Here is a 25,716-nt window from a genome sequence, read left to right on the forward strand (position 1 = left end):
TCAGGAAAGAAAACATGATCGGATACACATCACTCGGCACCAATGACTTATCCCGTTCGGGCGCGTTCTATGACGCATTGCTTGCCGGCTTTGGTGCGCAGCGGGTCTTTGATCAGCCGGACTTTATCGTTTGGAGTGCTAGCGAAAACGTCCCCGCGTTTTCGGTGCATGTTCCGTTTGACGGGAATGCGGCGACGGTTGGAAATGGCACGATGATCGCACTTTCAACAGCGTCGCGTGATCAGGTCGATGCGCTTTATAAAAAGGCGATCTCGCTTGGTGCGACGTCGGAAGGTGAGCCGGGTCAACGACATGAAAGCGGGTTTTACGCGGCCTACTTCCGCGATCCGGATGGTAACAAACTCAACATCCATCATATGGGCTAGGGCGATGATTGGTTGTGATGCTAAGGACGATGAACTGATGACATCGTATCATTTGATCGGTCACCGGCTTTGCCCCTATGTCCAGCGTGTCGCGATGGTTCTGGCGCAAAATGGCATTACCCACAAACGCACAGACATTGTCCTTGATGCCAAGCCGGACTGGTTTCTGGGGCTAAGCCCAACCGGAAATGTTCCTGTTTTGGTGGTTGATGATGGGCGGACCTTGTTTGAGGCCGCCGCCATCTGCCAATACCTTGAGGCAATAGCGGGTAAAAGCCCGTATGCGACGGATGCCTACGACCTTGCCTTTGCGCAGGGGGTGGTTGCGATCGGGGATAAGTTATTATCCCTCACGGCAGATATGATTTATCGCGATCTGTCTGAAAACAGCTTCGATGCAACGATGCATCAGATCCACAAACAGATGTCGATTGTGTCCGGTCTTGTGTTGCCACAGGCCTTAGGCGCGGGCAAAGAGCTTTCGATGCTCGATATCGTTTTTGCGACGGTTTTTCGGCCTTTTGCCGTGATCGCGGTCGCGCTAAACCGGGATCTGTTTGCCGGTTTTCCCGGGTTGCGTGGTTGGGCAAGCGATTTGGCCAAGCACGAGACGGTCCGAAACGCAGTGCCCGCCACCTATTATCGGGAACTGCACGAGTTCATCGCGTGCAAGGGTGGATATCTGGCAAACCGTTTACGCATGATACCGCAAGACAACATTGTGCTTGCGCCACCAAGCTGATGACGTGATGCGCAATAAAGGCAATAAAAAACGCCCGCTTGGTTGAACCTGCGGGCGTTTTGTCTTTTGGGCTTGTTGCAGTTTAGTCGTGCTTGCCGCCATTGGCCTTGGACCAGCCGATCGGGTCGTTCAGGAAGGAACGAACACCTTCGATGGCTTCCTTGCTGAAATATTCGCCTTCTTCGGCAACGGCCAGCACATCGGCCCAGGTTGCAAGGTAATGCATTTCGATGTCGTCTTTGCGCAGTTCATCAAGTGCGCCTTCGAAAATGTCATAGAAGAAAACGACAAAGGCATGTTTGCATTCGGCACCGGCTTCGCGGATCGCATTGACGAAATTGACTTTCGATGCGCCATCGGTTGCCAGATCTTCGACCAGAAGAACACGCTGACCTTCGTGAATATCCCCTTCGATGCGGGCCTTGCGCCCGAAACCTTTGGGTTTTTTGCGGACATACTGCATCGGAAGATCAAGGGCATCTGCCAGCCACGCCGAATAGGGGATGCCAGCCGTTTCACCACCGGCAACCGCGTCGAATGCCTCGTAACCGGCGGCATCAGAAACCTGACGCGCAGCAAGTTCGATGACCTTGCGGCGCGCACGCGGGAATGAAATCAGCTTGCGGCAATCGATATAGACCGGGCTGGCCCAGCCGGACGTCAGGATATAGGCTTCTTCCGGGCGGAAATTCACCGCTCCGATATCAAGCAAAATCTTGGCAACGGTTTTCGCGGCATAAGTGCAATGCGCGGTCGGATTGGCGTTGGTCATGACGAATTTACCCTTCTCGGATCGTATATTTGCCGACCTCTTAACGCTTTCTGCCAAAAAGCGCAAAGAAAAGCCGCTGACCATTTGGTCAGGTTTGCCGGTGGTACCGGCCGATCCGGTGTCTATACCCGTGCTGATTTCTGCATGCCGCGCGTAATGTCGTATCACAAGCAGCAATATTGATATTTCAAACATCAATATTATGGTTTAGTATCGAAATTATGCGCATTGGGTCCTTTGGGGCGTGTGCAAGGACGACGAAGACAAAGGTGCCGATATGATTACAGCCGGACAAATGCGGGCTGCGCGTGCCCTTTTGGGGATTGATCAAAAAACACTTGCCGAAATGGCGGGGGTATCGGTACCGACCATTCAGCGCATGGAAGCCAGTCAGGGCAATGTTCGCGGTGTGGTCGACACATTGTCAAAGGTGGTCACGGCCCTTGATCGTGCCGGTATCGAACTTATCGGTGAACAGGCTCCCAGCACAGCCACGGGGCGCGGCGTTCGGTTAAAGGACCCCGTGTCACAGCCTGCCCGCGACGATAACGCGGTTTAAGAATGACGCCCTTGTTCAGGGTCAAAGTCCATTGACGAATATGGCGGTTGCCCGGTTATCTGAACGGGGAACCGTTTTGTGCAATCACTGTCACGAGGTTGCCAGACACCATGAAGACAGCAACACCAAACAAGGGCCGCCCAACCGGCCCGGGATTTGTGGAGCTTTTCACCCCGAAACTCATCACGGTTTTACGGGAAGGCTATGGTCTTGCGCAGTTGCGTGCCGACGCGATTGCCGGATTGACGGTGGCAATCGTGGCCTTGCCCTTGTCGATGGCCATTGCCATCGCGTCGGGGGCAAGCCCGGCCCAGGGGCTTTATACCGCGATCATTGGCGGTATTCTGGTATCACTTCTTGGTGGAAGCCGTTTTCAGATTGGCGGGCCTGCGGGGGCCTTCATCGTGCTTGTCGCGGCAACGGTTCAGCAACACGGGATGGATGGCTTGTTGCTGGCAACAATCCTTGCTGGCGGGATGCTGGTTCTGATCGGTTTTCTGCGTCTGGGAACCTATATCAAGTTCATTCCATATCCGGTTACGGTCGGTTTTACCGCCGGTATTGCTGTCATTATCTTTGCAAGCCAGATCAAGGATCTTTTGGGGTTGAAGCTGTCGGGGGCGGAGCCCGGACCGCTTCTTGAAAAATTGCCGGTCATCTGGGATGCCTTGCCCGGAACCGATGTGACCACCGTGGTCCTGTCGGGACTGACAATCCTGATAATTGTCGGTCTCAAACATCTGCGGCCACATTGGCCCGGGATGCTGATTGCGGTGGCCTGTGCGGCAACGGCGACCGCCATGCTTGATTTGCCGGTTTCAACGATCGGCAGTGTCTTTGGGGGCATTCCCGGTTCATTACCGGTGCCGTCGCTTCCGGAAATCACGGTGGCCAAAATACAGGCCGTTCTGCCCAACGCCATTGCATTTGCGTTGCTGGGCGCGATTGAATCTTTGCTTTCGGCCGTGGTTGCGGACGGGATGACGGGGCGGCGGCATCGTTCAAATTGTGAACTGGTGGCACAAGGTGTCGCCAATGTTGCGTCGGGTCTGTTTGGTGGCATCTGCGTGACCGGCACGATTGCGCGTACTGCAACCAATGTGCGTTCCAAGGCACATGGGCCGGTTGCCGGAATTCTGCACGGGGTTTTCCTGTTGCTGTTCATCCTGATTGCCGCCCCCCTGGCCAGCTTCATTCCGCTTGCATGTCTTGCCGGTGTGTTGGCGGTGGTTGCCTGGAACATGATTGAAAGACATGCGATCATCACATTGTTGCGGTCTTCGCGCGGTGATGCGGCTGTTTTGCTGACGACATTATTGCTGACGGTGTTTCGCGACCTGCTTGAGGCGATTGTGGTCGGATTTGCCCTGGGATCGGTTTTGTTTATCCGCCGGATGTCCAATATCGCCGATGTCGAAAGCGACACGCCATTTGTTGCCGAAGACCGCGCAGACAGTCAGGTTTCAGTGCCCCAGGATGGAACCGCCTTGGCAGGCGATCCCGATATTGTTGTCTTTCGTATTTCGGGGGTGTTTTTCTTTGGCGCGACGGCGGCGTTCGGATCGGTCCTGGACCGTATTGGTGATACGCGCCGGGCACTTGTGATCGATTTTTCCGCTGTTCCATTTCTGGATTCAACAGCAGCCAATACGCTGGCCGGGTTGGTACAGAAGGTGCGCGGGCGTGGCGGGAATATCGTCTTTTGCGGGACAAAACACGATATCCGGCGTGACCTTTTTGTCCACGGGATGAAGCCGCCAATGGTACATTATGAAGCCGATATTGATCAGGCGGTCGCCTGGCTGAACAAACGGCTTGATCCCGTGGTCACGGCAAAAACCGAACTGACCGGCAAGCATCACGCCTGATGCCCGACGGCGATGAAGTTGTTGTCTTATATTGGCAAATCGGTTGTTTCGGTTTATTCGGTATCGTTATGCCGATTTAAGCTGTGCCAAAACAGCAAGCCCCAAAGGAAATGTCATGACCGACCAGACCGGATTGAATGTTGCCATTGCAGATGGCATCGCAACTGTCACCATTTGCCAGCCTGAACGCAAGAATGCGCTGACAAAGCCGATGTGGGGCACGCTTGCCAATATCGCACAGGAGCTTTCCGACGATCTTGATCTGCGCTGTATTGTCATTCGCGGCGGCGACGGGGTCGGGTTCGGCGCGGGGGCCGATATTCATGAATTTGTCCGCGAACGGGCAGGTTTCGAAAAGGCCCGTGATTACGGGTTGCTTCATGCCGAGGCCCTGCAAGCAATCCAGAATTGCACCCATCCGGTCATTGCGGCAATCGATGGGCCGTGCATGGGGGCATCGTTTGTGCTGGCATCGGCCTGTGATCTGCGCGTTGCGGCGGATAACGCCAAATTTGCCGTGCCGCCGATGAAGCTTGGCGCGACACTTGGCTATCCGGAGCTTGAGATCATGCTTGATCTTCTGGGGGAGGCCGCCCTGTTTGAAATTCTTCTTGAAGGACAGGTGTTTGGTGCCGAACGCGCCCGCGAGATCGGCTTTGTTGCCCGTCACGTGCCGATTGCCGATTTTGATGCCGAGATCGACAAAACCGCCCATCGCATCGCCGGTGGTGCGCCGATCACCCAGCGCCTGCACAAGAAAATGATCAATCGCCTGCGTCAGGGCGGGGCAATTGATGCGCGCGAGTTTGACGAAGGCTATCGCGCTTTTGACAGCGCGGACTTCAAGGAAGGCTACACTGCCTTCCTTGAAAAGCGCAAAGCTGTCTTTACCGGCAAATAGGCCCGGCTTTACAGCGGCAGATCGGGCGTTAACGGAACGTCCGTGATGCCGTAATCAATGCCCATCTTGTGCAATTCACTGGTGATTTGCGATCTGTGATGGGTTTGATGGTTGAACAGCTGCATCAGGAAAAGCTGACGGGGCAGTTTGCGCTTGATCCCGTCCAGCCCCTGCAATTCGCGAATACCGTCCTGCCAGGCATGGTCATTGGCATCGACAAAGGCGCCGATTTCACGGTCGATCCGGATGCGCTGTTCTTTCAGATCGTCAAAATCATCGGCAACAATGGTGCGTGCATCATACGGGCCGGCCTGACCGGTCTTGAGGATGTCGAGAATACGCAGATCGATATAAAGAATATGGTTCAGCGTATTGTGGATTGATGTGAAAAACATGTTGCGATCACGGCGGCGTTCCTCGTCGCCAATCTGTTCACACAGATCAAACAGAACCGCATTCTGCCAACTGTTATAGGTCGCCATGCAGCGCCCGTAATCGTTGAAATTCATCTTTGCCATGGTTGATGGTGCTCCTTGGAAAGGTCTTAACCCGCTGCTTCGGTCGAGCGCGTTTCATGTAAATTCGCCGTGATTTCCGATGGTCGGGCCTCTGCGATGAAATGGACCATCACATTGGCAAAAATCCCGAAGCCCAGCATGGACAAGGTCACCGGCAACAAGGTTCCGTCGTGGAAATGACCAATCACCATGCCCGCCACGGCACCGGTTGCAAACTGAATGGTGCCCATCAATGCGGTCGCGGTTCCGCCAATATGGGGGAAAAACTGCATGAAGGATGCGGTCGCACTGGGTGCCGTCAGGCCGATCATCCCGACCGAAATCATCACCATCGGCACGACGCTATAAAGGCTTGGCTCAAAGACATTGATCGCCAGAAACAGTCCGATGACGGCTGCCAGCTGAATGGCGGTTGCGATCTTAAGGATCTGATGGAGTTCCAGACGTTTGAGCAACGGCGTGTTCAAGCGGTTGCACACAACGATCACCAGAACATTGGCACCAAACAGATAGGGAAACTGGGCCGGGCTGACGCCAAAGAAATCGATATACATGAACGGGCTGTCTGTCAGAAAGCTGAACATCACCGCACTTGCCCCGGTATGGGTCAGCATGAAGCCGACGGCACGCCGGGTACGCAAAACTTCCAGATAGGTCCACCAGACGCGCCGGGTCGGGCCGGCATAATGCGGGCGGAACCGGGTGGTTTCAGGCATTCTGAACCAGACAACCCCCAGCATCAGGCTGCCATATACAATCAACAGAACAAAGATCGCCTGCCAGTTAAACCAGACCAGCAGCACCGAACCGACCGTCGGGGCGGCGAGCGGGGCGATCATCATGATCACCGCAATCAGGGCAAACATCTTGGCCGCTTCCTTGCCGTCGTAAAGATCACGGACAGATGCCCCGACCACAACAAGCGCAAAGCCACCCCCAATCGCCTGAACAAACCGCATGACATTCAGCGTTGTCGCACTATCGACACCGGTAATGATCGCACTGGTCACGATATAGATCACAAGACCGCCAAGGGCGACCGGTCTGCGTCCGACACGATCGGAAAGCGGCCCGCCAATCAACTGACCCAGTGCAAAGCCGATCAAAAAGGTGCTGATTGAAACTTCAACCGCATGGGTGGCAGTGCCGAAATCGGCTGCCATGGCCGGGATCGCAGGCAAATAGGTGTCGATTGCAAACGGCGCGGTTGCAATCAGGGCTGCAAGAAGCAGGGCCAGACGTTTGGGATCGGGCCGGGTATCGGGCATGGACTTTGCCATATGTCTGCATTCCGTTTCATTAGGGGCGCTTAGGGCGCATATCCCTGATTGCCGGCGCAAGTTGCCATTGATTTGCCAATGCGTGGGGCGCAAAGGGCCGCGCACAAATGTGAACGCGGGTCACGGTCGGAACCAGGACAGGAAAAGGCAAATAAACGGCGCAACTTTGCGTCCGGGCTTGCGCGATTGTCGATCACGCCATCAAGGACAGCAACCTGAAACGATTGAAGAAAGATCATTATCCACAAGATCGCTGTTTTTTCCAAGCGCGACAGTTTGCCAGGCGCGGAATGGCAGCCATGCATGCGCATGCAAAAAGGGCGACACCGGTTTGCGGTGTCGCCCTTTGGAAGATCAGTTTCCGTGAAACGGGGATGACTAGTGGGTCATGATCCGTTCCGGCCCCATAAGGGTTGTCGGAAGCCAGGTCGATATCGCCGGGACATAGGTAATCAAGATAAGGAAGCCCAGCAGGATCATCAGCCAGGGCAGGGCTGCCTTGACAACCTTGAGCAACGGCATGCCCGTAATCCCGGATGTCACAAACAGGTTCAGACCCACCGGCGGCGTGATCATGCCGATTTCCATATTGACCACCATGATGATGCCCAGATGGATCGGATCAATGCCCAGCTGCATGGCAATCGGGAACAGGATCGGTGCCATGATCAGAAGAATGGCGCTCGGTTCCATGAAGTTACCGGCCAGCAACAGGACGATGTTCACCACAATCAGGAAGCCCCAAGCCGGAAGTCCCCATCCGATGATGGTTTCGGCAATGGTGTGCGGGATGCGTTCAGACGTCAGGACATGGGCAAACAACATCGCATTGGCGATGATGAACATCAGCATGATGGTGACTTTGCCAGCATCCAGAAGAACGTGACGCACATCCTTGTCAAATGGCAGCAACGCCAGTGCCTTGCCCATTTGGGGAACGTTGTGGGCGATCAGGCTGCCGATGCTTTTATTGCCATTTTCCGGGACCCAGGACATTTCCTTGATCGGGCCCATGTCACGGTAAAACAGTACGGCGACAAACATGGCATAGAAGGCGGCAACTGCCGCGGCCTCGGTCGGGGTGAAGACCCCGCCATAAATGCCGCCCATGATCAGCAGCACCAGCAACAGCCCGCCAGACGCCGAGAACAGGGCACCACCCCATTCGGCAAGTGACGGACGCGGCTGGCTTGGCAGTTTCTTGATGCGTGCAACGATGTAAATCGCAATCATCAGCATCAGGCCGACCATGATGCCCGGAATGACCCCGCCCAGGAACATGCGCCCGACCGAAACTTCGGTCGCGGCCGCATAGACCACCATAACGATCGATGGCGGGATCAGGATGCCAAGTGTCCCGGCGTTACAGATCACACCGGCGGCGAAACTTTGCGGATAACCTGCGCGCACCATGCCGGCGATCACGATCGAGCCGATGGCAACCACGGTTGCCGGGCTTGACCCCGACACAGCAGCAAACAGCATGCAGGCCAGAACCGATGCCATGGCCAGACCACCGGGGAACCAGCCCACGGTATCAATGGCAAACCGGATCAGACGGCGGGCAACCCCGCCGGTCGAAAGGAATGCCGATGCCAGAATGAAGTAGGGGATGGCAAGAAGGGTGTAATGTTCCATCCCGCCAAACAGCTTTTCGGCCAGCGTGGCAAGGCTGTCATCGCCAAACATCAGAATGGTCGCAAGCGAAGAAACACCAAGCGAAATGGCGATCGGTGCGCCCAGTGCCATCAAGCCGAACAGCAGGATAAACAGAAATGCGATAGTCATGAAAAATGTCCCCCGCGCGGCTTATGCGTTTGGCTTAGACGGTGTGGCGGTTTTGTCGCCATCTGCGGCATTGCCAGCATGATTAAGCTGGTCAATGGCTTCGCGTGCTTCGTCTGCCAGGTTAAAGCCGACCTGTTTGCCGGTAATGATGCGCCAGCCCACCTGTGCCAGACGGAACGCCAGCAAAGCAGCGCCAACCGGCATGATCAGATAGACGAACCACAGCATGATCGGGCTGTCTTCGGCTTCCATTTCAAGCATGTGGTTGAAGCTGACCAGTTCCCAGCCACCAATGATCAACCAGCTTGAATACAGGATGCCCGTGGCAACAACGAACAGGCCAATGACGCGCTGAACCCGGTCCGGGAACAGGCGCACAAGCGCGTCGACACCAATGTGCGAGCCGACCTTGACCCCGTATGACATGCCAAACAGGATCAGCCAGGCAAACAGGAATTCGGTAATTTCCAGGGCCCAGGTCAGGCCGGAATTGAAGACGTAACGCATGACAACGTTAACAAAGGTCAGCGAAGTCATGGAGGCAAGCAGGAGGGCAATAATGCCCTCCTCCAGCCGGTTAACGACCGTTGAGATCATCGTAAACGGCCCTTTTCCGATAATGTTGGGAAAAAGTAAGGATCAGTTACACGCAGCAGCGGCGTCGATGATGTCCTGACCGATATCGCCAGAGAACTCATCCCAAACCGGCTTCATTGCGGTCTGCCACTTTGCGAAATCGTCAGCCGACAGCTGAAGGATTTCGGTTTCACCCGAATCAATCACTGCCTGACGCTGTTCTGCGGTCAGTTCAGCCGACAGGCCGTTTGCGTAATCGGATGCTTCGTTCATTGCCTGGGTCAGGCCGTCACGAATTTCCGGATCCAGACCTTCCCACCATTTGGTCGAGGTCACGACCATATAGTCGAGAAGACCGTGGTTGGATTCAGTGATGTAATCCTGAACTTCGAAGAATTTCTTCGAATAGATGTTCGACCAGGTGTTTTCCTGACCATCAACAACGCCGGTCTGAAGCGCGGAATAGGTTTCCGAGAACGCCATTTTCTGCGGGACGGCATCTACAGCTTCGAACTGGGCTGCGATCACGTCAGACGACTGGATACGGAATTTCTGGCCAGCGGCATCTTCGGGAACGCGCAGCGGCTTGTTCGCCGAAAGCTGTTTCAGGCCATTGTGCCAGTAACCGACACCGGTCAGACCTTTGCCAGACATGGCATTCAGCAGTTCCTGGCCTTTTTCGCCATCCTGGAAGCACGAAACAGCATCCATGTCCTTGAACAGGAACGGCAGATCGAAGACCTGAAGTTTCTTGGTCCATTTGCCGAATTTGGCAAGCGACGGTGCGCCGAACTGAACATCACCACGCAGGATGGCCGGCAGAACCTTGTCGTCGTCAAACAGCTGGGAGTTCGGGTAAATTTCGATTTTTACCTTGTCGCCAAGGATTTCTTCCGCACGCTTTTTGAAATATTCCGCACCCTGACCTTTCGGGGTGTTCGGTGCGACAACGTGTGCGAACTTGATGACTTCCTGTGCAGAAGCGGCATTAACACCCATCAGGGCTGCTGCGGCAACGCCTGCTGCGAGGATATGCTTGGTAATAGGACGCATTAAAGTGTCTCCCTTTACTAACTTATGCGTTTTCCCGTAAGCGCGCCTTTTGTGGCGTCGTTTTAAAACGCCGTTTGGCGCTGTGCCGTAATCAGCAAGGTACGGGCCAGTTTTCAGGGATGCTGGATAACAACGTAAAATCATGCACTTGTGCGGTATTCGTCGCTGTTGCGTTGCAGCATATTCGGCTGTTTTGTTGTCGATTTCACACATGAAATCTTGTCTGATGTGTGGATGTCCGCACATTGTGGCTGCGCTGGTCTTGCGGGCAAAAGGGCAAAGAAAAAGCCCGCCGGAAGGGCGGGCTTTGGATTATTCCGATGCGCTGCGTGCGCGCCTGAATTCGGCGGGGGTTATGTCGTATTTGGTCAGCTTGTCGTAAAAGGTTTTGCGCGGTACGCCAAGGGCACTGACCGTGGCGGTGACATTGCCGCCATGTTCGCGAAGGGCCTCGGTAATCAGGCTTCGTTCAAAGGCTTCGACCTGTTGGGGCAGGGTCATGCCGTTCTGGCTGGCCATGTCATTGCCGGTCGCCAGCGGATCAAGGCCAAGAACGCGCCGTTCGGCGGCGTTGCGCAATTCGCGCACATTGCCCGGCCAGTCATAGGCGGTGAATTGTGCCATTTCAGCCGGGGTGACCAGTTTGACCGGGCGGTCGAACCGTTTGGCGGCATCGCGGGTGAAATGTTCGAACAACAGCGGAATGTCGTCTTTGCGTTCGCGCAATGGCGGAATATGGAGCTGCACGACATTCAGCCGGTAATAAAGATCTTCGCGGAATTCGCCGCGTGAAGATGCTTCTCTGAGGTCGGTCTTGGTTGCCGCGACAACGCGCAGGTCAATCGGCTGCACCCGGTTTGAGCCAAGCCGTTCAAGGGCGCGTTCCTGCAAGACACGCAGAAGCTTGATCTGAAGAGCAAGCGGCATGCTTTCGATTTCATCAAGGAAGATCGTGCCCTTGTCGGCAAATTCGAATTTGCCGATGCGTTTGTGGTCCGCCCCGGTAAAGGCCCCGGCTTCATGGCCAAACAGTTCCGATTCTATCAGGTTTTCGGGCATGCCCCCGCAATTGACCGCAACAAACGGTCCGGGACGCCCCGACATTTCATGCAGATTGCGCGCAATCACTTCCTTGCCTGATCCGGTTTCACCATTGATCAGGACATGGGCATTGGTACTGGCGACATTGCCGATCAGGGTGCGGAGCTTTTCCATCGCCGGATTGCGGCCGATAAAGTCGGATGCATTTTTGGTATGACGGGCCAACTCGATGCGCAGCGTCCTGTTTTCCAGGATCAGCTTGCGGTGGGCCATGGCACGTTTGGTAATGTCGATGAACAGATCCGGGGAATAGGGTTTTTCGATAAAATCGAACGCGCCGTTTTGCATCGCCTTGACCGCGGTCGCGACATCGCCATGACCGGTGATCATGATGACGGGCATGTCATTATCGATCTTTTTGATTTCGCCCAGAAATTCCAGACCATCCATCTTGGGCATGCGGATGTCGGAAACAACCACCCCGGGCCAGCCTTTGCGCAATCGGGCAAGTGCGGACCCGGCATCGGCAAAGACTTCGACATGAATGTCGGCAAGTTCAAGCGTTTGCTGTGCGGCTTCACGCACATCGGCATCATCGTCAACAAACAGAACGCAATCGGCGGTGGTTGGCACTGGCGTATCCTTCGGCCCGGATCAGGGATCAGGAAACCCGGTCAAAGGTCGGCCTGATCGCTAAGCATATTAAGCACGGTCGTGGTTTGGCCGAAGTTTCTATCAGGCCCGGCGATTGCCGTCGAGAGGCTGTTTTCCGCCGTATCCTCGCCAATGCCTTCGTGGCGCAACTCGATGATAAAGGAGGATCCGCCATTTGGGCGGTTTTCCGCACGGATGGTCCCGCCAAAGCTTCGGATGATGCCATAACAGATCGAAAGTCCCAGCCCAAGGCCGTCACCAAATGGTTTGGTGGTAAAGAACGGGTCAAACAGTTTTGGCAGGTTTTCGGGCAGAATGCCGTGGCCATTATCATTGACCTTTACCAGAACACGGTCTTCCCGTTCGGTGATTGAAATTTCGATTTTCGGGTCACTGATATTCTGGCAGGCATCGGCAGCATTGTTGATCAGGTTGATGAAAACCTGTGTCAGCTGATTGGCCTCGGCAATGACCGGGCGCACATGTTCATCATGGCTCAGCGCAATGTCGGTAACGCCGGCCCGACCGGTTTCAAGCACCAGATCAATCGCCGTCTGCACCTGTTTGGGAACATCAACCGGGTGGTTGTCCTGTTCCGGGCGTCTGGAAAACGTTTTAAGGTTGTTGGTAATCCGCCCCATGCGGTCGGTCAGTTCGGAAATGCGTTGCAGGTTGCGGGTCGCCGTTTCCTCGTTGCCGCGTGCAATGAATTTAAGGGCGTTTTCCGCATAGCTGCGAATGGCGGTCAGCGGCTGGTTTATTTCATGCGCGATCCCGGCTGACATCTGGCCAAGGGCGGCAAGTTTGCTGGTCTGGACCAGTTCGGCCTGTGCTGATCGCAGGGCATCTTCGGTGCGCGAACGTTCGGTAATTTCCTGGGCCAGGCGCAAATTTGTGCTCATCAGGTCGGCGGTGCGCAGGCGAACTTGCCGTTCCAGTTCGCGTTGCGACCAGTCCCGGATTTCAAGCTGTTCCAGCATCGCGCGCCGGCGCTGTAAAATGATAAAGACAAGGCCGGTGAAAATGATATGCGCAGCCCCGCCCATCAACCCGGCACTGATCACGGAACGATCAAGCGATGACTTGTCGGTCAACAGATACATCCGCCATCCCTGAACAGGAAGCGTGCTTCCTGTCACCAGATAGGTCGTCCTGGCCGGTTCGGGTTTTCCCGATGCGCTATCACCTGATGGCGTGTTTGTGACGCCGCGTGCACGCGGGGCAGGGGCATTTTGGTCTGCATTCCAGTCGGCACCACGGTCGGTATTGCGATCCCCGGCGCTACGTGGCGTTCCTCCCAGTGACAACACGCCAAGATCATCATCGGACGGCCAATGGCCCGAAAGCAACGGCATCGGCGCAAGCGGGTAATCCCCATATTTGCGCGACGCGATAATTCGCGGGCGATCCTTGGCCGCCAGACCACCAAGATCGCGAAAACGCCATTCGGGATGGGATGCAATGATCACGATGCCGTTTTCATCGGTGACCAGCACGCTTTCACTGCCGCGTGCCCAGCGCTGGACAAGTGTTTCAAGATGGGTTTTGACCACCACGGCACCTTCGAACGTGGTGCCGTCCGGACGTACAGGATGCGAAATGTAATAGCCCGGCACGTTTGATGTGATGCCAAATGCGAAATAATGGCCGGTCAGTCCGGCCTGGGCTTGTTGAAAATAGGGACGGAATGAAAAGTTGCGCCCGATAAAGGATGCCTGACTGTTCCAGTTGCTTGCCGCAATGGTCGTGCCGTTCTGATCCATGAAATAGATGTCGGACGCACCGCTGTCGGCTGCCAGCTTTTCAAGATAGACATTGACCGCCGCCGCATTGGCCGGGTCGGCAAACAAAGCAAGATCAAGAATACGTTTGTCAGATGCCAGCGTGATCGGCAGATATTCGTGTTCCTTGATCGCACCCTGAAGGTTGGACCGGTACAGTTCCAGTTTGTTGCGGCCGTCTTCGGTGATGTCGACAAGTTTGGTCTCGCGCCAGAATTCCGTGACCATCCAGACCGTAATAGGCAACAAGGCAAGCAAGACGCACAGGACAATGCGCGATGTTCTTTTGACGGAAACGGATGTCCCAAGCATTCTGTCCACACTTCACTGACGGTTAAAACCCACCCTAAAGAATAGGTGGGTGGGCGCAGATTAAATTACAAAACTGTTGCGAAGCCCAGCGCCAATTTCATAACCCGGCGTCCATGCTTGATAAAGCCGTGATCTGACGCTACCAATCATGCCAGACCATCGACGCATGCAGGATTAGCGACTATGATCTTTGGGGCCGCAATCCAATAACAATAATCAAATCAGGAAAGTCTCCCTGAATGTCCGAACAAGATACGCATCTGATCTGGGTTCTGGCCGATGACCGTGCGGGAAACATCAATCAGGCAATCGGTGTGGCCGAAGCACTGGCGCAACCCTTCAAACGTGTTGATATCGGATATACAAAACTGGCGCGCCTGCCCAATATCATTCGCGGGGCGAGTTTGATCGGGGTTGATGTGCCCTCGCGCATGCGTCTGGTGGCACCTTGGCCTGATCTGGTGATTTCGGCCGGACGACGAACCGCGCCGGTGGCACGATGGATCAAAAAACAAAGCCGCGGCCACACCCGCATTTGTCAGATCATGCGCCCCGATAGTGGTGAAAGTGCATTTGATCTGATTGCTGTTCCGGCCCACGACCGGATGGCGCTTCGTGAAAACATCCTTGAAATTCCGGGCGCGCCGCACCGTGTTACCGAAACGCGTCTTCTGATCGAAGCTGATACCTGGCGTCCTCATTTCAAAGGATTGCCGGCGCCGCGTTTTGCCGTGATCGTGGGGGGCAGCACAAAGAAAACCACCTTTACCCGTGATATGGCCGATGAACTGATTTCGCGTGCGATTGACGCGGCCCGCGCGGTGGATGGCAGTTTGCTGGTGACGACCAGTCGGCGCACCGGGCCGGCGAACGAAGAACTGATCGCCGAACGTCTCGCTGCGTCGGGGCTTGGCTATCATCTCCATGACTGGACGTCGCAGGATGAAAATCCCTATTTCGGGTATCTGGCCCTGGCCGATGTGCTGATTGTTACCGGGGATTCCGTTTCCATGTGTTGCGAGGCCGCGGCCGCGCCGGGCGGGGTGTATATCTATGCCCCTGATGGATTGGCATCCGAGCGCCATCAACGATTGCACCAGTCACTTTATGACGGCGATTATGCTCGGCCGATGCAAACCGGGACTGAGCTTGTGCCGTTCCGCCATCCGTCCTTGCAGCCCGCCCGTCTGGTTGCGCAAAGATGTCTGGAACTTCTTCGCGCAACAGAACATCAGGATTCCATATAACGCCTTGATTCTTCTATGGCCATAAGGTCTATTCGGGGTGCCCCGAACAGTCAGGATGTCTGCGAATGCCCGCCGCCAACGCCAATTCGTCCCCGACACGCCAGAATGGTGCGCCCGCACTTTTTCCCCGCCACATTGCGGTGATGGTGCTTGCGCTTGTGGCATGCAGCTTTGCCGGAAATCATGTTGCCGCCCGACTGGCATTTGAAAACGGCACGGGGCTTTTGCTGGCGGTTTTGTGCCGGTCCGGCGTTGCCTTGTTGATCCTGATTTCGATCGTGACTTTCCAGCATCACTCCATTCGCCTGCCCAAGCGGCTCGGGCGCTGGCAAGTTTTGCTGGGGGTGATGATCACGGTGCAAAGCCTGTGTCTTTATTCCGCGGTTGCCCGCGTGCCGGTGGCACTGGCGTTGCTGACGGCCAACACATTTCCGATCATTCTTGCTCTGTTGACCTGGGGATTGGGCGGGGCACGCCCGACATTGAAGTCGGCAGCATTGATGCTTTTCATACTTTCCGGTCTTGTTCTGGCGCTTGATCTTCCGGGAATTCTCGGCGGCGGGGTGACGGTCACCGATGAATGGTGGCTTGGCATTGCCTTTGCGCTGACGGCGGCAACGGCGCTGTCGGTTGCGTTTTGGGTGACCGATCACAAGCTGGCGGCACTGAACGGTTCAGTGCGTTCAATGTTCACCATGCTGGTGGTGTTTGTCGCCATGATCTTTGCCGGATTGGGCGATGTGTTGCCGGGCGGAATGGCCTTGCCACAGGCAGGGCCAGGCTGGATCGGGCTTGCCGTTCTGGTGGCACTTTATGGCAGTGCCTTTTCGGTTCTGTTCATCACTGTGCCGCGTCTGGATATGGCGCGCAATGCGTCGGTCATGAATGTTGAACCGATTGCCACATTGTTGTTTGGCTGGGTGATCCTTGATCAGATGATCAGCCCGATCCAGATGGTGGGCGGGTTGATCGTGGTCAGCGGGATTGTGATCCTGACCCTGCGCAAATCATCGTGACGGGCTTTTGCGCACACAATCGACAACAAAGTCGATAAAGGCCCGGATGCGTGTCGCCAGATGGTCGTGACCGGCCCAAACGGCATGAACGGTTTCAATATCGTCTTTGGTCCAGTCGGCTAGGATTTCCACCAGATCCCCTTTTTCAAGCGCATTATGGACGTGGAAATTGCCAATGCGCGCAATGCCGATACCGGCCAGACACATTGATTTGACCAATGGGCCATTATTGCCAAGAAAGTCACCGGTGATCGTCTGATCGAACTGGCGTCCGGTTTGCGGATCGGTAAATGGCCAGAAATTGCGTCCCTTGATAAAATTGAAACGCAGGCAATTGTGATCGGCAAGGTCGGCAGGCGTTTGCGGGATCCCGCACTGTTCGAGATAGGCCGGGGATGCGACGATCTTGCGTTTGGTTTCAAGAAGCTTGCGCGCCATCAAACTGGAATCCGGAAGCCCGCCGGAACGAATGGCGATATCGGCCCGCTCTTCAAGCAGATCAACAATGCCGTCTGTCTGGGTCAGTTCCAGTTCGATATCGGGATATTGCCGCAAAAAACCGGGCAGGTAGGGGATGATAAAGACCTGGGCAAAGGCCACGGATGCATTGATGCTTAGTTTGCCGCGCGGGGCTGCCTGACCGCCACCACCAATCAGCCGTTCGGTTTCATCAATCTGGTCAAGGATGGTACGGGCGCGGCGCAAATACATCTCGCCTTCGGGGGTAAGCTGCAATTGCCGTGTCGAACGGACAAGAAGTCTGGTGCCAAGCCGGTCTTCGATCCGTGTGACCAGCTTGCTGACAGCGGATGGCGACATGTGCAAATCCCGCCCGGCTTGTGAAAAGCTGCCATGTTCGATGACCTTGATAAAGGTCTCCATTTCGCCCGCACGGTTGTCCAATGCATCCTCGTTTTTGAATTGAATTCAAATATGGTTGTCGCGCAATCCGGATTATCGCGCAAGGTTTTGATTGGCATAGTCACACCAAATTCCGGGGAAACCCCGATGAAACCTGTTTATCCGCGCTAAGTGCGGAAGGAGAATTTGAATGCCACTTGCCTTGTTTGCGTTGACCATCGCGGCCTATGCGATCGGAACAACGGAGTTTGTGGTTGTCGGCCTGTTGCCGACAGTTGCAAGCGATCTTGATGTGACCCTGCCGATGGCGGGGCTGATTGTCAGTGTTTATGCCCTTGGCGTGACTTTTGGTGCCCCGGTCCTGACGGCATTGACCGGGCGCATGAACCGTAAATCCCTGATGTTGGGGCTTATGGGCCTGTTCATCATCGGTAACGGTGTTGCCGCGCTAAGCCCGAGTTATGAATTGCTTCTGGTTGCGCGGGTGATTTCGGCCTTTGCCCATGGTGTATTCTTCTCGGTCGGGGCGACCATTGCTGCCGATCTGGTTCCGGAAGACCGCCGGGCATCGGCGATTGCCATGATGTTCATGGGGCTGACCGTTGCCATTGTGACCGGTGTGCCGCTTGGCACCTTTATCGGGCAGATGTTTGGCTGGCGCGCGACCTTCTGGGGTGTTGCACTGCTTGGTGTGATTTCCTTTGCCGGGATTGCGTTGCTGTTGCCGGGCAATCTCAAGCGCGGTGAAACGGCCGGTCTTGGTGATCAGGTGCGGGTGCTTGGCAGTTCGCGGTTGCTGATTGTGTATGGCATGACAGCCCTGGGCTATGGGGGCACATTCGTGGCCTTTACCTATCTGTCGGCGATCTTGCAGGAAATTACCGGTTTTACCGAATCATCGGTCAGTCTGATCCTGATCTTTTACGGTGTGGCGATTGCGATCGGTAATATTGCCGGGGGCAAACTTGCCAATCGAAACCCGGTGCGCGCCCTGACCGTTCTGTTCGTGCTTCAGGCGGCGGTGCTGGTGCTGTTCAGCTTTACCGCGATTTCACCGGTTGCGACCATTGTGACCCTTGGGGCGCTTGGCTTCCTGCAATTTGCCAATGTTCCGGGCTTGCAGCTTTATGTCGTGAAACTTGCCAAACAACACCGGCCGGGTGGGGTTGATGTTGCATCCGCGCTCAATATTGCGGCCTTCAATCTTGGCATTGCGCTGGGCGCATGGATTGGCGGGCATGTTGTGGCATCCGGACTTGGACTGGCGGCAACACCGTGGATCGGGGCGATTCTTGTGGTTCTTGCCCTTGGCCTGACCGTGCTGAGCGGGTCGCTTGACCGTCGTGACGTTGCCCGTCTGCAACCGGCCGAATAACCGGCCTTTCCCAAAGAATTTTCATCGGGTCCGGAACGAAACCATCCGCGGGATGTTTCGCAGACAGACCCATAATCAACGAGGTTTGAAAACATGTTTGAAGTAACGACAAATGGCGCCACCATCCCGGCATTGGGATTTGGGACATTTCGCATTTCCGAAGATGACGTGAAACGGATTGTGCCCAAGGCACTGGAAACCGGTTTTCGCCATATCGATACCGCCCAGATCTATGAAAACGAAGCAGCCGTTGGCGAAGCCATCGAACTGTCATCCGTCCCGCGTCAGGATATTTTCCTGACAACCAAGGTCTGGGTGTCGAATTACCGCCATGATGATTTCATCGCATCGGTTGATGAAAGCCTGAAAAAGCTGCGGACCGACTATGTCGATCTGTTGTTGCTGCATTGGCCGAACAAGGATGTGCCACTTGCCGAACAGATCGGTGCACTGAACGAAGTACGCAAAGCCGGCAAGGTGCGTCATATCGGTGTCAGCAACTTTAACACCGCCCTGATGAACGAAGCAGTCGCCCTGTCCGATGCGCCGATTGTCACCAACCAGATCGAATATCATCCCTTCATCGATCAGTCGGTGGTCATGGAAACCGCAAACAAGCTTGGCATGTCTTTGACAAGCTATTTTGCGATGGCCGATGGCAAGGTGTTTGAAAACGATACCCTTAAGGCGATTGCCGCAGACCAGGGAAAATCCGTGGCCCAGATCGTGTTGCGCTGGGTGATTGAACAAAACAACGTCATCGCCCTGTCAAAAACCGTCGGGGAAAAGCGCCTGCTTGAGAATTTCGATATCTTTGATTTCGAACTGACCGGTGAACAGATGCAGGCCATCCATGACCTTGCCGATGAAAACGGCCGGATCGTAAGCCCGGACGGGCTGGCCCCGGACTGGGATTGATCACAAGGCACCATTCCACGAAAAAAGGGGCCATATGGCCCCTTTTTTACGCGAATGTTCGGTCAGACAGCCTGTGAATGGCGCCCATGCGCAGGATCAAGATAGGTATCAAAGGCCGCACAGATTGCACGTACCAACGGGCGCCCGGTTTCGGTCAAAATAATGTTATGGCCGTTAACTTTGACGATGTTGTCCGCACTCATTGCGTCGATGCGATCAAGTTCCGGGCGGAACCGGTCGGCTGATGTCTGAAAACGGGCGCATACATCATCAAGATCGACCGAAAGATTGCACATCAATTCGTTGATGATTTCGCGGCGCAGCTTGTCTTCGCCGCTTAGTGCGACGCCTTTTTCAATCGCGCACATTCCGGCCTCGACACTGCGTTGCCAGCGCGCCAGTGCCGGATCGTTTTGCGCATATCCTTGTGGCAGCGACGAAATCGCCGATGGACCAAACCCGATCAGGGCTTCGGCCCGATCAGTTGTGTATCCCTGAAAATTGCGGTGCAATTCACCATTGCGAATTGCAACAGCCATGCTGTCGGCTTCATGGGCGAAATGATCAAGCCCGATGGCGATATATCCATGGGCCGATAGCCGGTTCTGGATTTCTTCATACTGCGCCCAGCGTTCCTGTGTGTCGGGCAGAACTTCGGTCGGGATCAGTTGCTGGTGCTTTTTCATCCATGGCACATGGGCATATCCGAAAACCGACAGCCGGTCAGGGCGCAGCGAAACGGTCTGATCAACCGTGTCACGCAATGTATCAATCGTCTGATGGGGCAGGCCATACATCAGATCGACATTGATGCCCGTAATCCCGCGATTCCGAAGCCCGTCAATCACATCACGGACCAGATCAATGCTTTGAATGCGGTTGACTGCCCGTTGGACGTCGTCATGGAAATCCTGAATACCGATGCTGGCACGGTTAAAGCCGCATTCGACCATGGCATCCATGAAGTCGGCCGTTGCGGTGCGCGGGTCCATTTCAATGGCAATTTCGGCATCAGGCAACAGATCCAGCCGGTTGCTGATCGCAGCCATGATCGTGCGCAGGTCGTCGGCCTTTAGGATGGTGGGGCTGCCGCCGCCGAAATGGATATGGGAAACGACAAATCGGCTACCCTTTGGCAGCTTGCCAAGCGTGCTTTCAATTTCACCAAGCAGGGCCCCGACATAGCTGGTGACCGGCTTGTAATGTTTGGTGATCTTGGTATTGCATCCGCAGAACCAGCACATTTCTTCGCAATAGGGAACATGCAGATACAGCGACAGCGGCTGTGCGGGGTCAAGTTCCCCAAGCCAGCCTTCAAACACGGTGCCGTTGATCCCGGCATGGAAATGGGGGGCTGTCGGATAGCTGGTGTAACGCGGCAGTCGCAGATCGTATTTTTCGTAAAGAGCCAGCTGCATGACGGATATCCCGATTAATTCGTTCTATCCGTCTTTTGCATTATTCCAATCTGCGCTGCCTTGATGTGCGTCAAGCAAAGAGCATCGATGATCAAAGATGCTTGAAGGCCGAAATCAGATCGGCGCGCAATGCCGCAAGCCGGTCACGCCCGGCTTCCTCGTCATAGGGTTCGGCCGTGCCAACGCCCCAGATCGGGCCGGGCCATGCCGGGTCATCCTTGAACCGTCCGACAACATGACAATGAAGTTGCGGCACCATATTGCCCAGCATTGCGACATTTGTCTTATGCGCATCAAACCGGCGTTTGATCACCTGTGAAACGGCGGCGGCTTCATTGCCCAGCGTGATGCGGTCCTCTGGGCTCAGATCATCGTAATCAACAAGATCAGGGCGCTTGGGCACAAGGATCAACCAGGGATAACGCGCATCATTCATCAACAACACATGCGAAAGCGGGCCGTCGGTAACCAGCGTTGTATCGGCGGCAAGTTGGGGATGAAGCGAAAAGGCGTTGTTCATGTGGGCCTCTATCTTGATGACAACAGACCGTTCTTATAACGGCAAGGTGCGTGCTTGTCTTGGGTTGCGTGTGCCGTTGATCACATTGGATTTCTTGCGCTTTCCCGATATTGTCACTAGGTCCTGATCCAGGCTTTCGCCTGGGACCGGGCCATGCCCGGCCGGTTATGGACAAAACGGAGTATGCCAGCATGTCCGATCAGAAACGTGTGGTCATTGTCGGGGCCGGATTTGGCGGAATGAGTGCCGCCAAAAAACTGGCGGGCAAGAATGTCGAAGTCGTTCTGATTGACAAGCGCAATCATCACCTGTTTCAGCCCCTGTTATATCAGGTCGCCACAGCCGATCTTTCGCCCGCTGAAATCGCCTGGCCAACCCGAAGCATCTTCAGCCACGCACCGAATGTTTCGGTTTTCATGGGCGAGGTCACCGGGATCGATTTGGCCGGGCAACGTGTTTTGTCCGGGGATCATCATCTTGAATATGATTATCTGATCCTGGCGACCGGTGCGGTCACATCCTATTTCGGCCATGACCATTGGGCGTCTTTGGCGCCGGGGCTTAAAAACATTACCGAGGCCACCGACATCCGTAAAAACCTGCTTTTGGCTTTTGAGCGTGCCGAAAACAGCGAGGATGAAGAACAGAAACGCCGTCTTCTCAATTTCGTTGTCGTGGGCGGTGGCCCGACCGGGGTCGAGATGGCCGGTGCAATTGCCGAACTGGCGAAAAAGGCCCTGACCGACGATTTCCGCCGGATTGATCCGCGTGATGCCCGTATCATTCTGGTCGAAGGCAGTGACCGGCTTCTTGGCGCATTTCCGCGCAGCCTGTCGGAATATACCCATCAATCCCTTGAAAGTCTTGGCGTTGAAGTCCGTCTTGGCAGTCCGGTTTCCGACATCACCGAACAGGGGGTTAAGATCGGTGACGAATTTATCCCGGCAGCCAATGTGATCTGGGGGGCCGGGGTTCAGGTGCCCGATCTTAAGGACTGGGTACAGAAACCCGCTGATCGTGGCGGGCGAATTATTGTTGAACCCGATCTTTCCGTGCCGGGCCATCAGAATGTTTTTGTCATCGGTGATGCGGCCCATGTGCCCTGGCGGGATGGTTTGACGGTTCCGGGAATTGCGCCGGCAGCCAAGCAACAGGGCAAGTATGTTGCGCGTCGTATTCTCGATCTGATGGATGGGCGATCAACACCGGCATTCAAATACAGCCATGCCGGTAATCTGGCGACGATCGGTCGCCACCGTGCGGTGATTGACCTTAACGGGTTCAAGCTGAAAGGCTGGCTTGCCTGGTGGTTCTGGGGGCTTGCGCATATTTACTTCCTGATCGGTATTCGGGCCCCGGCACTGGTCATGGTGCAATGGGTCTGGAGCTACCTTTTCCGCAAAAAGGGCGCGCGTCTGATTACCGGGTTGGACAAGGACAATGCCCGTGCGGTCGTGCCAGCCGCCAAACAGAAAGCCGGATGATCTGGCACGACGCTGCTTGTGAACGGACCGGGCAGGGCGATCAACCGTGCCCGGTCCGGGTTTCAGGCGGCATTTTTGGTCGCGTGTATTCGGATCAGTTTTTCGGCAATTGAGATTGTCTCGGCCTCGGCCAGTGCGATCGACTTTTGGGTGCGGTCATCACCGAACTCGTCATATTCAATCGCGGTTCCGTATTGATCCGTGATGCCGATATATTCAAGCGGGGTAAAAATCCCGCGTTCGACAAAGTTCAGATGCGCGACCCGACCACCCGCGTCATAACCGTAATCGCCACGCGATGACAAAACGACAATCGATTTGCCGTCCGTCACCATCGGCCAATAGGGAACCCCGTCGCGGGACCGGTCAAAGCCGAATGTTTTGCCGACACGCACAATGTTGTCGACCCATGCCTTCATCTGGGCGGGCATGCCGAAATTATACATCGGAACGCCCGCGACAATAATGTCGGCACCCAAAAGTTCATCGACCAAAAGGTCGCTTTCACGAAGAACGTCATGCATCCAGTCTTCGCGATCATCGGGTTTGGTAAATGCTGCATGGACCCAGTCGCCTGTGACCGGTGCGGGCGGATTTGCACCGACATCACGATAAATGATCTCGTCATTGGGCCGCGCGGAACGCCAATGTTCGATGAATTTGGCGGTCAGACGGCGGCTGTGGGAGCCGTGCGGTTTCTGATCGGATCGGCCGGGGCGGGCGCTACTGTCGATATGAAGAATTCTGGTCATCGCGGTCTCCATTTTTGATGAAATCACTTCATCTGTGTTCATGTGATGACCAAGACTTGCCTTGTTTTGATGCCTCGGGCAAAATCGAATTGATCATGTTCTAGATGAGTTGAATTCATCCATATGTCTTTGCCGCCCCTTGCTGCCTTGCGCGCGTTCGAAGCTGCTGCGCGTCATCAAAGCTTTAAAAAGGCTGCTGGCGAGATTGCCGTAACACCAACGGCCATCAGCCATCAGATACGCCTTCTGGAAGAAACGCTGGGTGTGCGTCTGTTTGATCGCAAACCACGCCAGGTCGTGTTGACCCAGGCCGGTCAGGAACTGTACCCGGTGCTGCGCGACGGCTTTGTATCCTTTGCCAATGCGGTTGATGCCATTCGCCATCGCAAGACATCGCGTGGTTTGACGGTTTCGGTTCTTCCGTCTTTTGCGGCCAAATGGCTGTTGCCCCGTTTGCCGGATTTTCAAAAACGCTATCCTGATATTCATCTGCGTCTTCATACCTCGGCTGCGGCGGTTGATCTTGCCAGCGGGGCGGTGGATGCCGCGATCAGATACGGGCGTGGTCCATATCCGGGGCTTGTTGCCCAAACGATGTTTCGTGAAACCTTTGCCCCGCTTTGCAGCCCGATGTTGGGCATTCAAAGCGGTGATGATCTTTGCAATGCGACCTTGCTGCATCTTGATTGGCTTAGTCCCGATGACGTGACGCCGACTTGGGAACGCTGGGCAGCGTCAAACGGGATCAAGGGGCTTAAAACATCGGGGGGCATCAGTTTTTCCGATGATACCCACGCCATTCAGGCGGCAATTGCCGGGCAGGGTGTGGTTCTTGCCAGTCCGGCAATGGCGCGCGATGAACTTGATGCCGGCCTTCTGACCATGCCCTTTGATCAGCATCTGGACGGTCATCAGTATCATTTCCTGCATACCGGACGCGGCACCAACCGGGCCGAGGTCGATGCATTCGCCGACTGGATTTCAAATCAGGTTGCCCAATTGCCAACCGCATCCTGAAAATCCGCTGATTGATCATTGACCTGATCAGGCAGTTGGGAAACCATACGTGCCCGTTTCCATTCACCCGTCAGGTGCGATATGCCACGTTTTGCCGCCAATCTTTCGTTTCTGTTTGCCGATCTTCCGTTTGAAAAACGATTTGCGGCGGCGGCCGATGCGGGATTTGTCGGGGTTGAATATATCGGTGCCTATGACATGCCGTTATCGACGGTCAAATCACTGCTGACCGATAACGGCCTTGAACAGGTCTTGTTCAACCTTCCCGCCGGCAACTGGGAATCCGGTGACCGCGGCCTTGCCTGTCGTCCGGGACGCGAAGACGAATTTCGCGATTCCGTGGTCAAGGCGCTTGATTACGCGGCCGCAACCGGCTGCAAGATGCTTCATTGCATGGCCGGTGTGATGGGGGAAAACGAAAATTCCGGCGAACTGGCGCGTCTTTATTGCGACAACCTGCTTTATGCCGCCGACCTTGCCGATCAGGCCGGTGTCGATATCCTGATCGAACCGATCAATCCGGTTGATATGCCGGGATATCTTTTGAATTCCGTCGAACAGGCTGCCGTGATCCTTGAACAGCTGGGTCATCCGCGCCTGAAGCTGCAATTTGATATCTATCACGCACAAATTGTCGGCGGTAATATCGCAGCCCGCCTCGATAAGCATCTTGATCGCATTGCCCATGTTCAGGTTGCCGGCGCGCCGGGTCGTCATGAACCTGATAGCGGGGAACTGAACTATCCGTTCCTGTTTTATATGCTTGATCGCATTGGCTATGACGGCTGGATCGGTTGCGAATATAAGCCGCATGGCAAAACCGAAGACGGGCTTGGCTGGGTTCGGCCATGGATGCCAAAACCCGGTGCCTGAGCCC

24 protein-coding genes are annotated in these 25,716 nt (G+C 55.3%); 12 read left to right on the forward strand and 12 right to left on the reverse strand.

The window, feature by feature from the left end:
- Positions 1-14: 14 nt before the first annotated feature.
- Positions 15-386 carry a VOC family protein gene (locus tag WA429_RS09810; RefSeq protein ID WP_287465898.1) on the forward strand — a complete coding sequence of 124 codons (372 nt, stop codon included), beginning with the start codon at positions 15-17 and terminating at the stop codon, positions 384-386.
- Positions 313-1,128, forward strand: coding sequence for a glutathione S-transferase family protein (locus WA429_RS09815; protein ID WP_287465900.1), 816 nt, complete (start codon positions 313-315; stop codon positions 1,126-1,128). Before WA429_RS09810 ends, WA429_RS09815 begins: the two co-directional genes overlap by 74 nt.
- Positions 1,129-1,210: 82 nt before the next feature.
- Here WA429_RS09815 and WA429_RS09820 read toward each other — a convergent pair whose 3' ends face one another.
- Positions 1,211-1,900, reverse strand: a complete 690-nt coding sequence (locus tag WA429_RS09820; protein ID WP_101248029.1) for an orotate phosphoribosyltransferase — start codon at positions 1,898-1,900, stop codon at positions 1,211-1,213.
- 244 nt (positions 1,901-2,144) lie between these two features.
- On the opposite strand from WA429_RS09820, the gene WA429_RS09825 reads away from it, so the two are divergent.
- The 3 genes from WA429_RS09825 to WA429_RS09835 all read left to right on the forward strand — a co-directional run bounded on the left by WA429_RS09825 (position 2,145) and on the right by WA429_RS09835 (position 5,228).
- A complete protein-coding gene (locus WA429_RS09825; RefSeq protein WP_233433177.1) occupies positions 2,145-2,459 on the forward strand; it encodes a helix-turn-helix domain-containing protein in 315 nt (104 codons plus the stop codon).
- Between the two features lie 110 nt (positions 2,460-2,569).
- Positions 2,570-4,327: a SulP family inorganic anion transporter gene (locus WA429_RS09830; protein ID WP_287465901.1), complete on the forward strand. Its 1,758-nt coding sequence runs from the start codon at positions 2,570-2,572 to the stop codon at positions 4,325-4,327.
- A gap of 115 nt (positions 4,328-4,442) precedes the next feature.
- Positions 4,443-5,228 (forward strand): enoyl-CoA hydratase/isomerase family protein, encoded by a 786-nt coding sequence (locus tag WA429_RS09835; protein WP_287465902.1) that lies wholly within the window; start codon positions 4,443-4,445, stop codon positions 5,226-5,228.
- Positions 5,229-5,236: 8 nt separating this feature from the next.
- On the opposite strand, the gene WA429_RS09840 is transcribed toward WA429_RS09835, so the two are convergent.
- The 7 genes from WA429_RS09840 to WA429_RS09870 all read right to left on the reverse strand — a co-directional run bounded on the left by WA429_RS09840 (position 5,237) and on the right by WA429_RS09870 (position 14,231).
- Positions 5,237-5,746 carry a DinB family protein gene (locus tag WA429_RS09840; protein WP_068518166.1) on the reverse strand — a complete coding sequence of 170 codons (510 nt, stop codon included), beginning with the start codon at positions 5,744-5,746 and terminating at the stop codon, positions 5,237-5,239.
- 26 nt (positions 5,747-5,772) lie between these two features.
- Positions 5,773-7,026, reverse strand: coding sequence for a multidrug effflux MFS transporter (locus WA429_RS09845; protein WP_287465903.1), 1,254 nt, complete (start codon positions 7,024-7,026; stop codon positions 5,773-5,775).
- A 378-nt stretch (positions 7,027-7,404) separates the two neighbouring features.
- Positions 7,405-8,814, reverse strand: coding sequence for a TRAP transporter large permease (locus WA429_RS09850; protein WP_068518163.1), 1,410 nt, complete (start codon positions 8,812-8,814; stop codon positions 7,405-7,407).
- Positions 8,815-8,835: 21 nt separating this feature from the next.
- Positions 8,836-9,411: a TRAP transporter small permease gene (locus tag WA429_RS09855; RefSeq protein ID WP_250282983.1), complete on the reverse strand. Its 576-nt coding sequence runs from the start codon at positions 9,409-9,411 to the stop codon at positions 8,836-8,838.
- A gap of 42 nt (positions 9,412-9,453) precedes the next feature.
- Positions 9,454-10,443 carry a TRAP transporter substrate-binding protein gene (locus WA429_RS09860; RefSeq protein WP_068518161.1) on the reverse strand — a complete coding sequence of 330 codons (990 nt, stop codon included), beginning with the start codon at positions 10,441-10,443 and terminating at the stop codon, positions 9,454-9,456.
- Between the two features lie 312 nt (positions 10,444-10,755).
- On the reverse strand, positions 10,756-12,117 hold the full coding sequence (locus tag WA429_RS09865; protein ID WP_068518160.1) for a sigma-54-dependent transcriptional regulator: 1,362 nt from the start codon (positions 12,115-12,117) through the stop codon (positions 10,756-10,758).
- A gap of 41 nt (positions 12,118-12,158) precedes the next feature.
- Positions 12,159-14,231, reverse strand: coding sequence for a sensor histidine kinase (locus WA429_RS09870; protein WP_287465905.1), 2,073 nt, complete (start codon positions 14,229-14,231; stop codon positions 12,159-12,161).
- A gap of 239 nt (positions 14,232-14,470) precedes the next feature.
- Here WA429_RS09870 and WA429_RS09875 point away from each other — a divergent pair, with 239 nt between their 5' ends.
- Both WA429_RS09875 and WA429_RS09880 read left to right on the forward strand, forming a co-directional pair.
- Entirely contained in the window at positions 14,471-15,478 is a 1,008-nt protein-coding gene (locus tag WA429_RS09875; RefSeq protein ID WP_287465907.1) for a mitochondrial fission ELM1 family protein, read from the forward strand.
- Positions 15,479-15,543: 65 nt separating this feature from the next.
- Positions 15,544-16,494, forward strand: coding sequence for a DMT family transporter (locus WA429_RS09880; RefSeq protein ID WP_287465909.1), 951 nt, complete (start codon positions 15,544-15,546; stop codon positions 16,492-16,494).
- Here the strand turns inward: WA429_RS09880 and WA429_RS09885 are convergent.
- Positions 16,486-17,397 carry a LysR family transcriptional regulator gene (locus WA429_RS09885; RefSeq protein ID WP_287465911.1) on the reverse strand — a complete coding sequence of 304 codons (912 nt, stop codon included), beginning with the start codon at positions 17,395-17,397 and terminating at the stop codon, positions 16,486-16,488. The genes WA429_RS09880 and WA429_RS09885 overlap by 9 nt on opposite strands.
- 148 nt (positions 17,398-17,545) lie before the next feature.
- Here WA429_RS09885 and WA429_RS09890 point away from each other — a divergent pair, with 148 nt between their 5' ends.
- Together WA429_RS09890 and WA429_RS09895 are read left to right on the forward strand one after the other, a co-directional pair.
- Complete coding sequence (locus WA429_RS09890) at positions 17,546-18,730, forward strand: MFS transporter (RefSeq protein WP_206927323.1); 1,185 nt, start codon at positions 17,546-17,548, stop codon at positions 18,728-18,730.
- Between the two features lie 93 nt (positions 18,731-18,823).
- Positions 18,824-19,648 (forward strand): aldo/keto reductase, encoded by an 825-nt coding sequence (locus tag WA429_RS09895; RefSeq protein ID WP_287465912.1) that lies wholly within the window; start codon positions 18,824-18,826, stop codon positions 19,646-19,648.
- Between the two features lie 62 nt (positions 19,649-19,710).
- Here the strand turns inward: WA429_RS09895 and hemN are convergent, their stop codons facing one another.
- Together hemN and WA429_RS09905 are read right to left on the reverse strand one after the other, a co-directional pair.
- On the reverse strand, positions 19,711-21,066 hold the full coding sequence (hemN, locus tag WA429_RS09900; protein ID WP_287465913.1) for an oxygen-independent coproporphyrinogen III oxidase: 1,356 nt from the start codon (positions 21,064-21,066) through the stop codon (positions 19,711-19,713).
- Positions 21,067-21,157: 91 nt separating this feature from the next.
- Positions 21,158-21,586 carry an HIT family protein gene (locus tag WA429_RS09905; RefSeq protein ID WP_068518152.1) on the reverse strand — a complete coding sequence of 143 codons (429 nt, stop codon included), beginning with the start codon at positions 21,584-21,586 and terminating at the stop codon, positions 21,158-21,160.
- A gap of 191 nt (positions 21,587-21,777) precedes the next feature.
- Here WA429_RS09905 and WA429_RS09910 point away from each other — a divergent pair, with 191 nt between their 5' ends.
- Entirely contained in the window at positions 21,778-23,070 is a 1,293-nt protein-coding gene (locus WA429_RS09910) for an NAD(P)/FAD-dependent oxidoreductase (protein ID WP_287465915.1), read from the forward strand.
- A 62-nt stretch (positions 23,071-23,132) separates the two neighbouring features.
- On the opposite strand, the gene WA429_RS09915 is transcribed toward WA429_RS09910, so the two are convergent.
- Complete coding sequence (locus tag WA429_RS09915) at positions 23,133-23,822, reverse strand: FMN-dependent NADH-azoreductase (protein ID WP_287465917.1); 690 nt, start codon at positions 23,820-23,822, stop codon at positions 23,133-23,135.
- A 123-nt stretch (positions 23,823-23,945) separates the two neighbouring features.
- Here WA429_RS09915 and gcvA point away from each other — a divergent pair, with 123 nt between their 5' ends.
- Both gcvA and otnI read left to right on the forward strand, forming a co-directional pair.
- The gene (gene gcvA / locus WA429_RS09920; RefSeq protein ID WP_287465918.1) at positions 23,946-24,839 is read left to right on the forward strand and encodes a transcriptional regulator GcvA; all 894 of its coding nucleotides are present in this window, start codon (positions 23,946-23,948) and stop codon (positions 24,837-24,839) included.
- 81 nt (positions 24,840-24,920) lie between these two features.
- Positions 24,921-25,712 (forward strand): 2-oxo-tetronate isomerase, encoded by a 792-nt coding sequence (gene otnI / locus WA429_RS09925; protein ID WP_101248044.1) that lies wholly within the window; start codon positions 24,921-24,923, stop codon positions 25,710-25,712.
- Positions 25,713-25,716: the final 4 nt, after the last annotated feature.

The sequence above is a fragment of the Thalassospira sp. CH_XMU1420-2 genome, from assembly GCF_037029325.1.
Lineage (GTDB): Bacteria > Pseudomonadota > Alphaproteobacteria > Rhodospirillales > Thalassospiraceae > Thalassospira > Thalassospira povalilytica.

What these genes read in the sequence shown, in the direction of transcription:
- WA429_RS09910 (WP_287465915.1), top strand. Translation starts at nt 21,778, where the DNA reads ATGTCCGATCAGAAACGTGTGGTCATTGTCGGGGCCGGATTTGGCGGA.
- WA429_RS09840 (WP_068518166.1), bottom strand. Translation starts at nt 5,746, where the DNA reads ATGGCAAAGATGAATTTCAACGATTACGGGCGCTGCATGGCGACCTAT.
- WA429_RS09890 (WP_206927323.1), top strand. Translation starts at nt 17,546, where the DNA reads ATGCCACTTGCCTTGTTTGCGTTGACCATCGCGGCCTATGCGATCGGA.
- WA429_RS09915 (WP_287465917.1), bottom strand. Translation starts at nt 23,822, where the DNA reads ATGACCAGAATTCTTCATATCGACAGTAGCGCCCGCCCCGGCCGATCC.
- WA429_RS09855 (WP_250282983.1), bottom strand. Translation starts at nt 9,411, where the DNA reads ATGATCTCAACGGTCGTTAACCGGCTGGAGGAGGGCATTATTGCCCTC.
- gcvA (WP_287465918.1), top strand. Translation starts at nt 23,946, where the DNA reads ATGTCTTTGCCGCCCCTTGCTGCCTTGCGCGCGTTCGAAGCTGCTGCG.
- WA429_RS09860 (WP_068518161.1), bottom strand. Translation starts at nt 10,443, where the DNA reads ATGCGTCCTATTACCAAGCATATCCTCGCAGCAGGCGTTGCCGCAGCA.
- WA429_RS09870 (WP_287465905.1), bottom strand. Translation starts at nt 14,231, where the DNA reads ATGCTTGGGACATCCGTTTCCGTCAAAAGAACATCGCGCATTGTCCTG.
- WA429_RS09895 (WP_287465912.1), top strand. Translation starts at nt 18,824, where the DNA reads ATGTTTGAAGTAACGACAAATGGCGCCACCATCCCGGCATTGGGATTT.
- WA429_RS09820 (WP_101248029.1), bottom strand. Translation starts at nt 1,900, where the DNA reads ATGACCAACGCCAATCCGACCGCGCATTGCACTTATGCCGCGAAAACC.
- hemN (WP_287465913.1), bottom strand. Translation starts at nt 21,066, where the DNA reads ATGCAGCTGGCTCTTTACGAAAAATACGATCTGCGACTGCCGCGTTAC.
- WA429_RS09905 (WP_068518152.1), bottom strand. Translation starts at nt 21,586, where the DNA reads ATGAACAACGCCTTTTCGCTTCATCCCCAACTTGCCGCCGATACAACG.
- otnI (WP_101248044.1), top strand. Translation starts at nt 24,921, where the DNA reads ATGCCACGTTTTGCCGCCAATCTTTCGTTTCTGTTTGCCGATCTTCCG.
- WA429_RS09850 (WP_068518163.1), bottom strand. Translation starts at nt 8,814, where the DNA reads ATGACTATCGCATTTCTGTTTATCCTGCTGTTCGGCTTGATGGCACTG.
- WA429_RS09835 (WP_287465902.1), top strand. Translation starts at nt 4,443, where the DNA reads ATGACCGACCAGACCGGATTGAATGTTGCCATTGCAGATGGCATCGCA.
- WA429_RS09845 (WP_287465903.1), bottom strand. Translation starts at nt 7,026, where the DNA reads ATGGCAAAGTCCATGCCCGATACCCGGCCCGATCCCAAACGTCTGGCC.
- WA429_RS09810 (WP_287465898.1), top strand. Translation starts at nt 15, where the DNA reads ATGATCGGATACACATCACTCGGCACCAATGACTTATCCCGTTCGGGC.
- WA429_RS09830 (WP_287465901.1), top strand. Translation starts at nt 2,570, where the DNA reads ATGAAGACAGCAACACCAAACAAGGGCCGCCCAACCGGCCCGGGATTT.
- WA429_RS09815 (WP_287465900.1), top strand. Translation starts at nt 313, where the DNA reads ATGAAAGCGGGTTTTACGCGGCCTACTTCCGCGATCCGGATGGTAACA.
- WA429_RS09880 (WP_287465909.1), top strand. Translation starts at nt 15,544, where the DNA reads ATGCCCGCCGCCAACGCCAATTCGTCCCCGACACGCCAGAATGGTGCG.
- WA429_RS09875 (WP_287465907.1), top strand. Translation starts at nt 14,471, where the DNA reads ATGTCCGAACAAGATACGCATCTGATCTGGGTTCTGGCCGATGACCGT.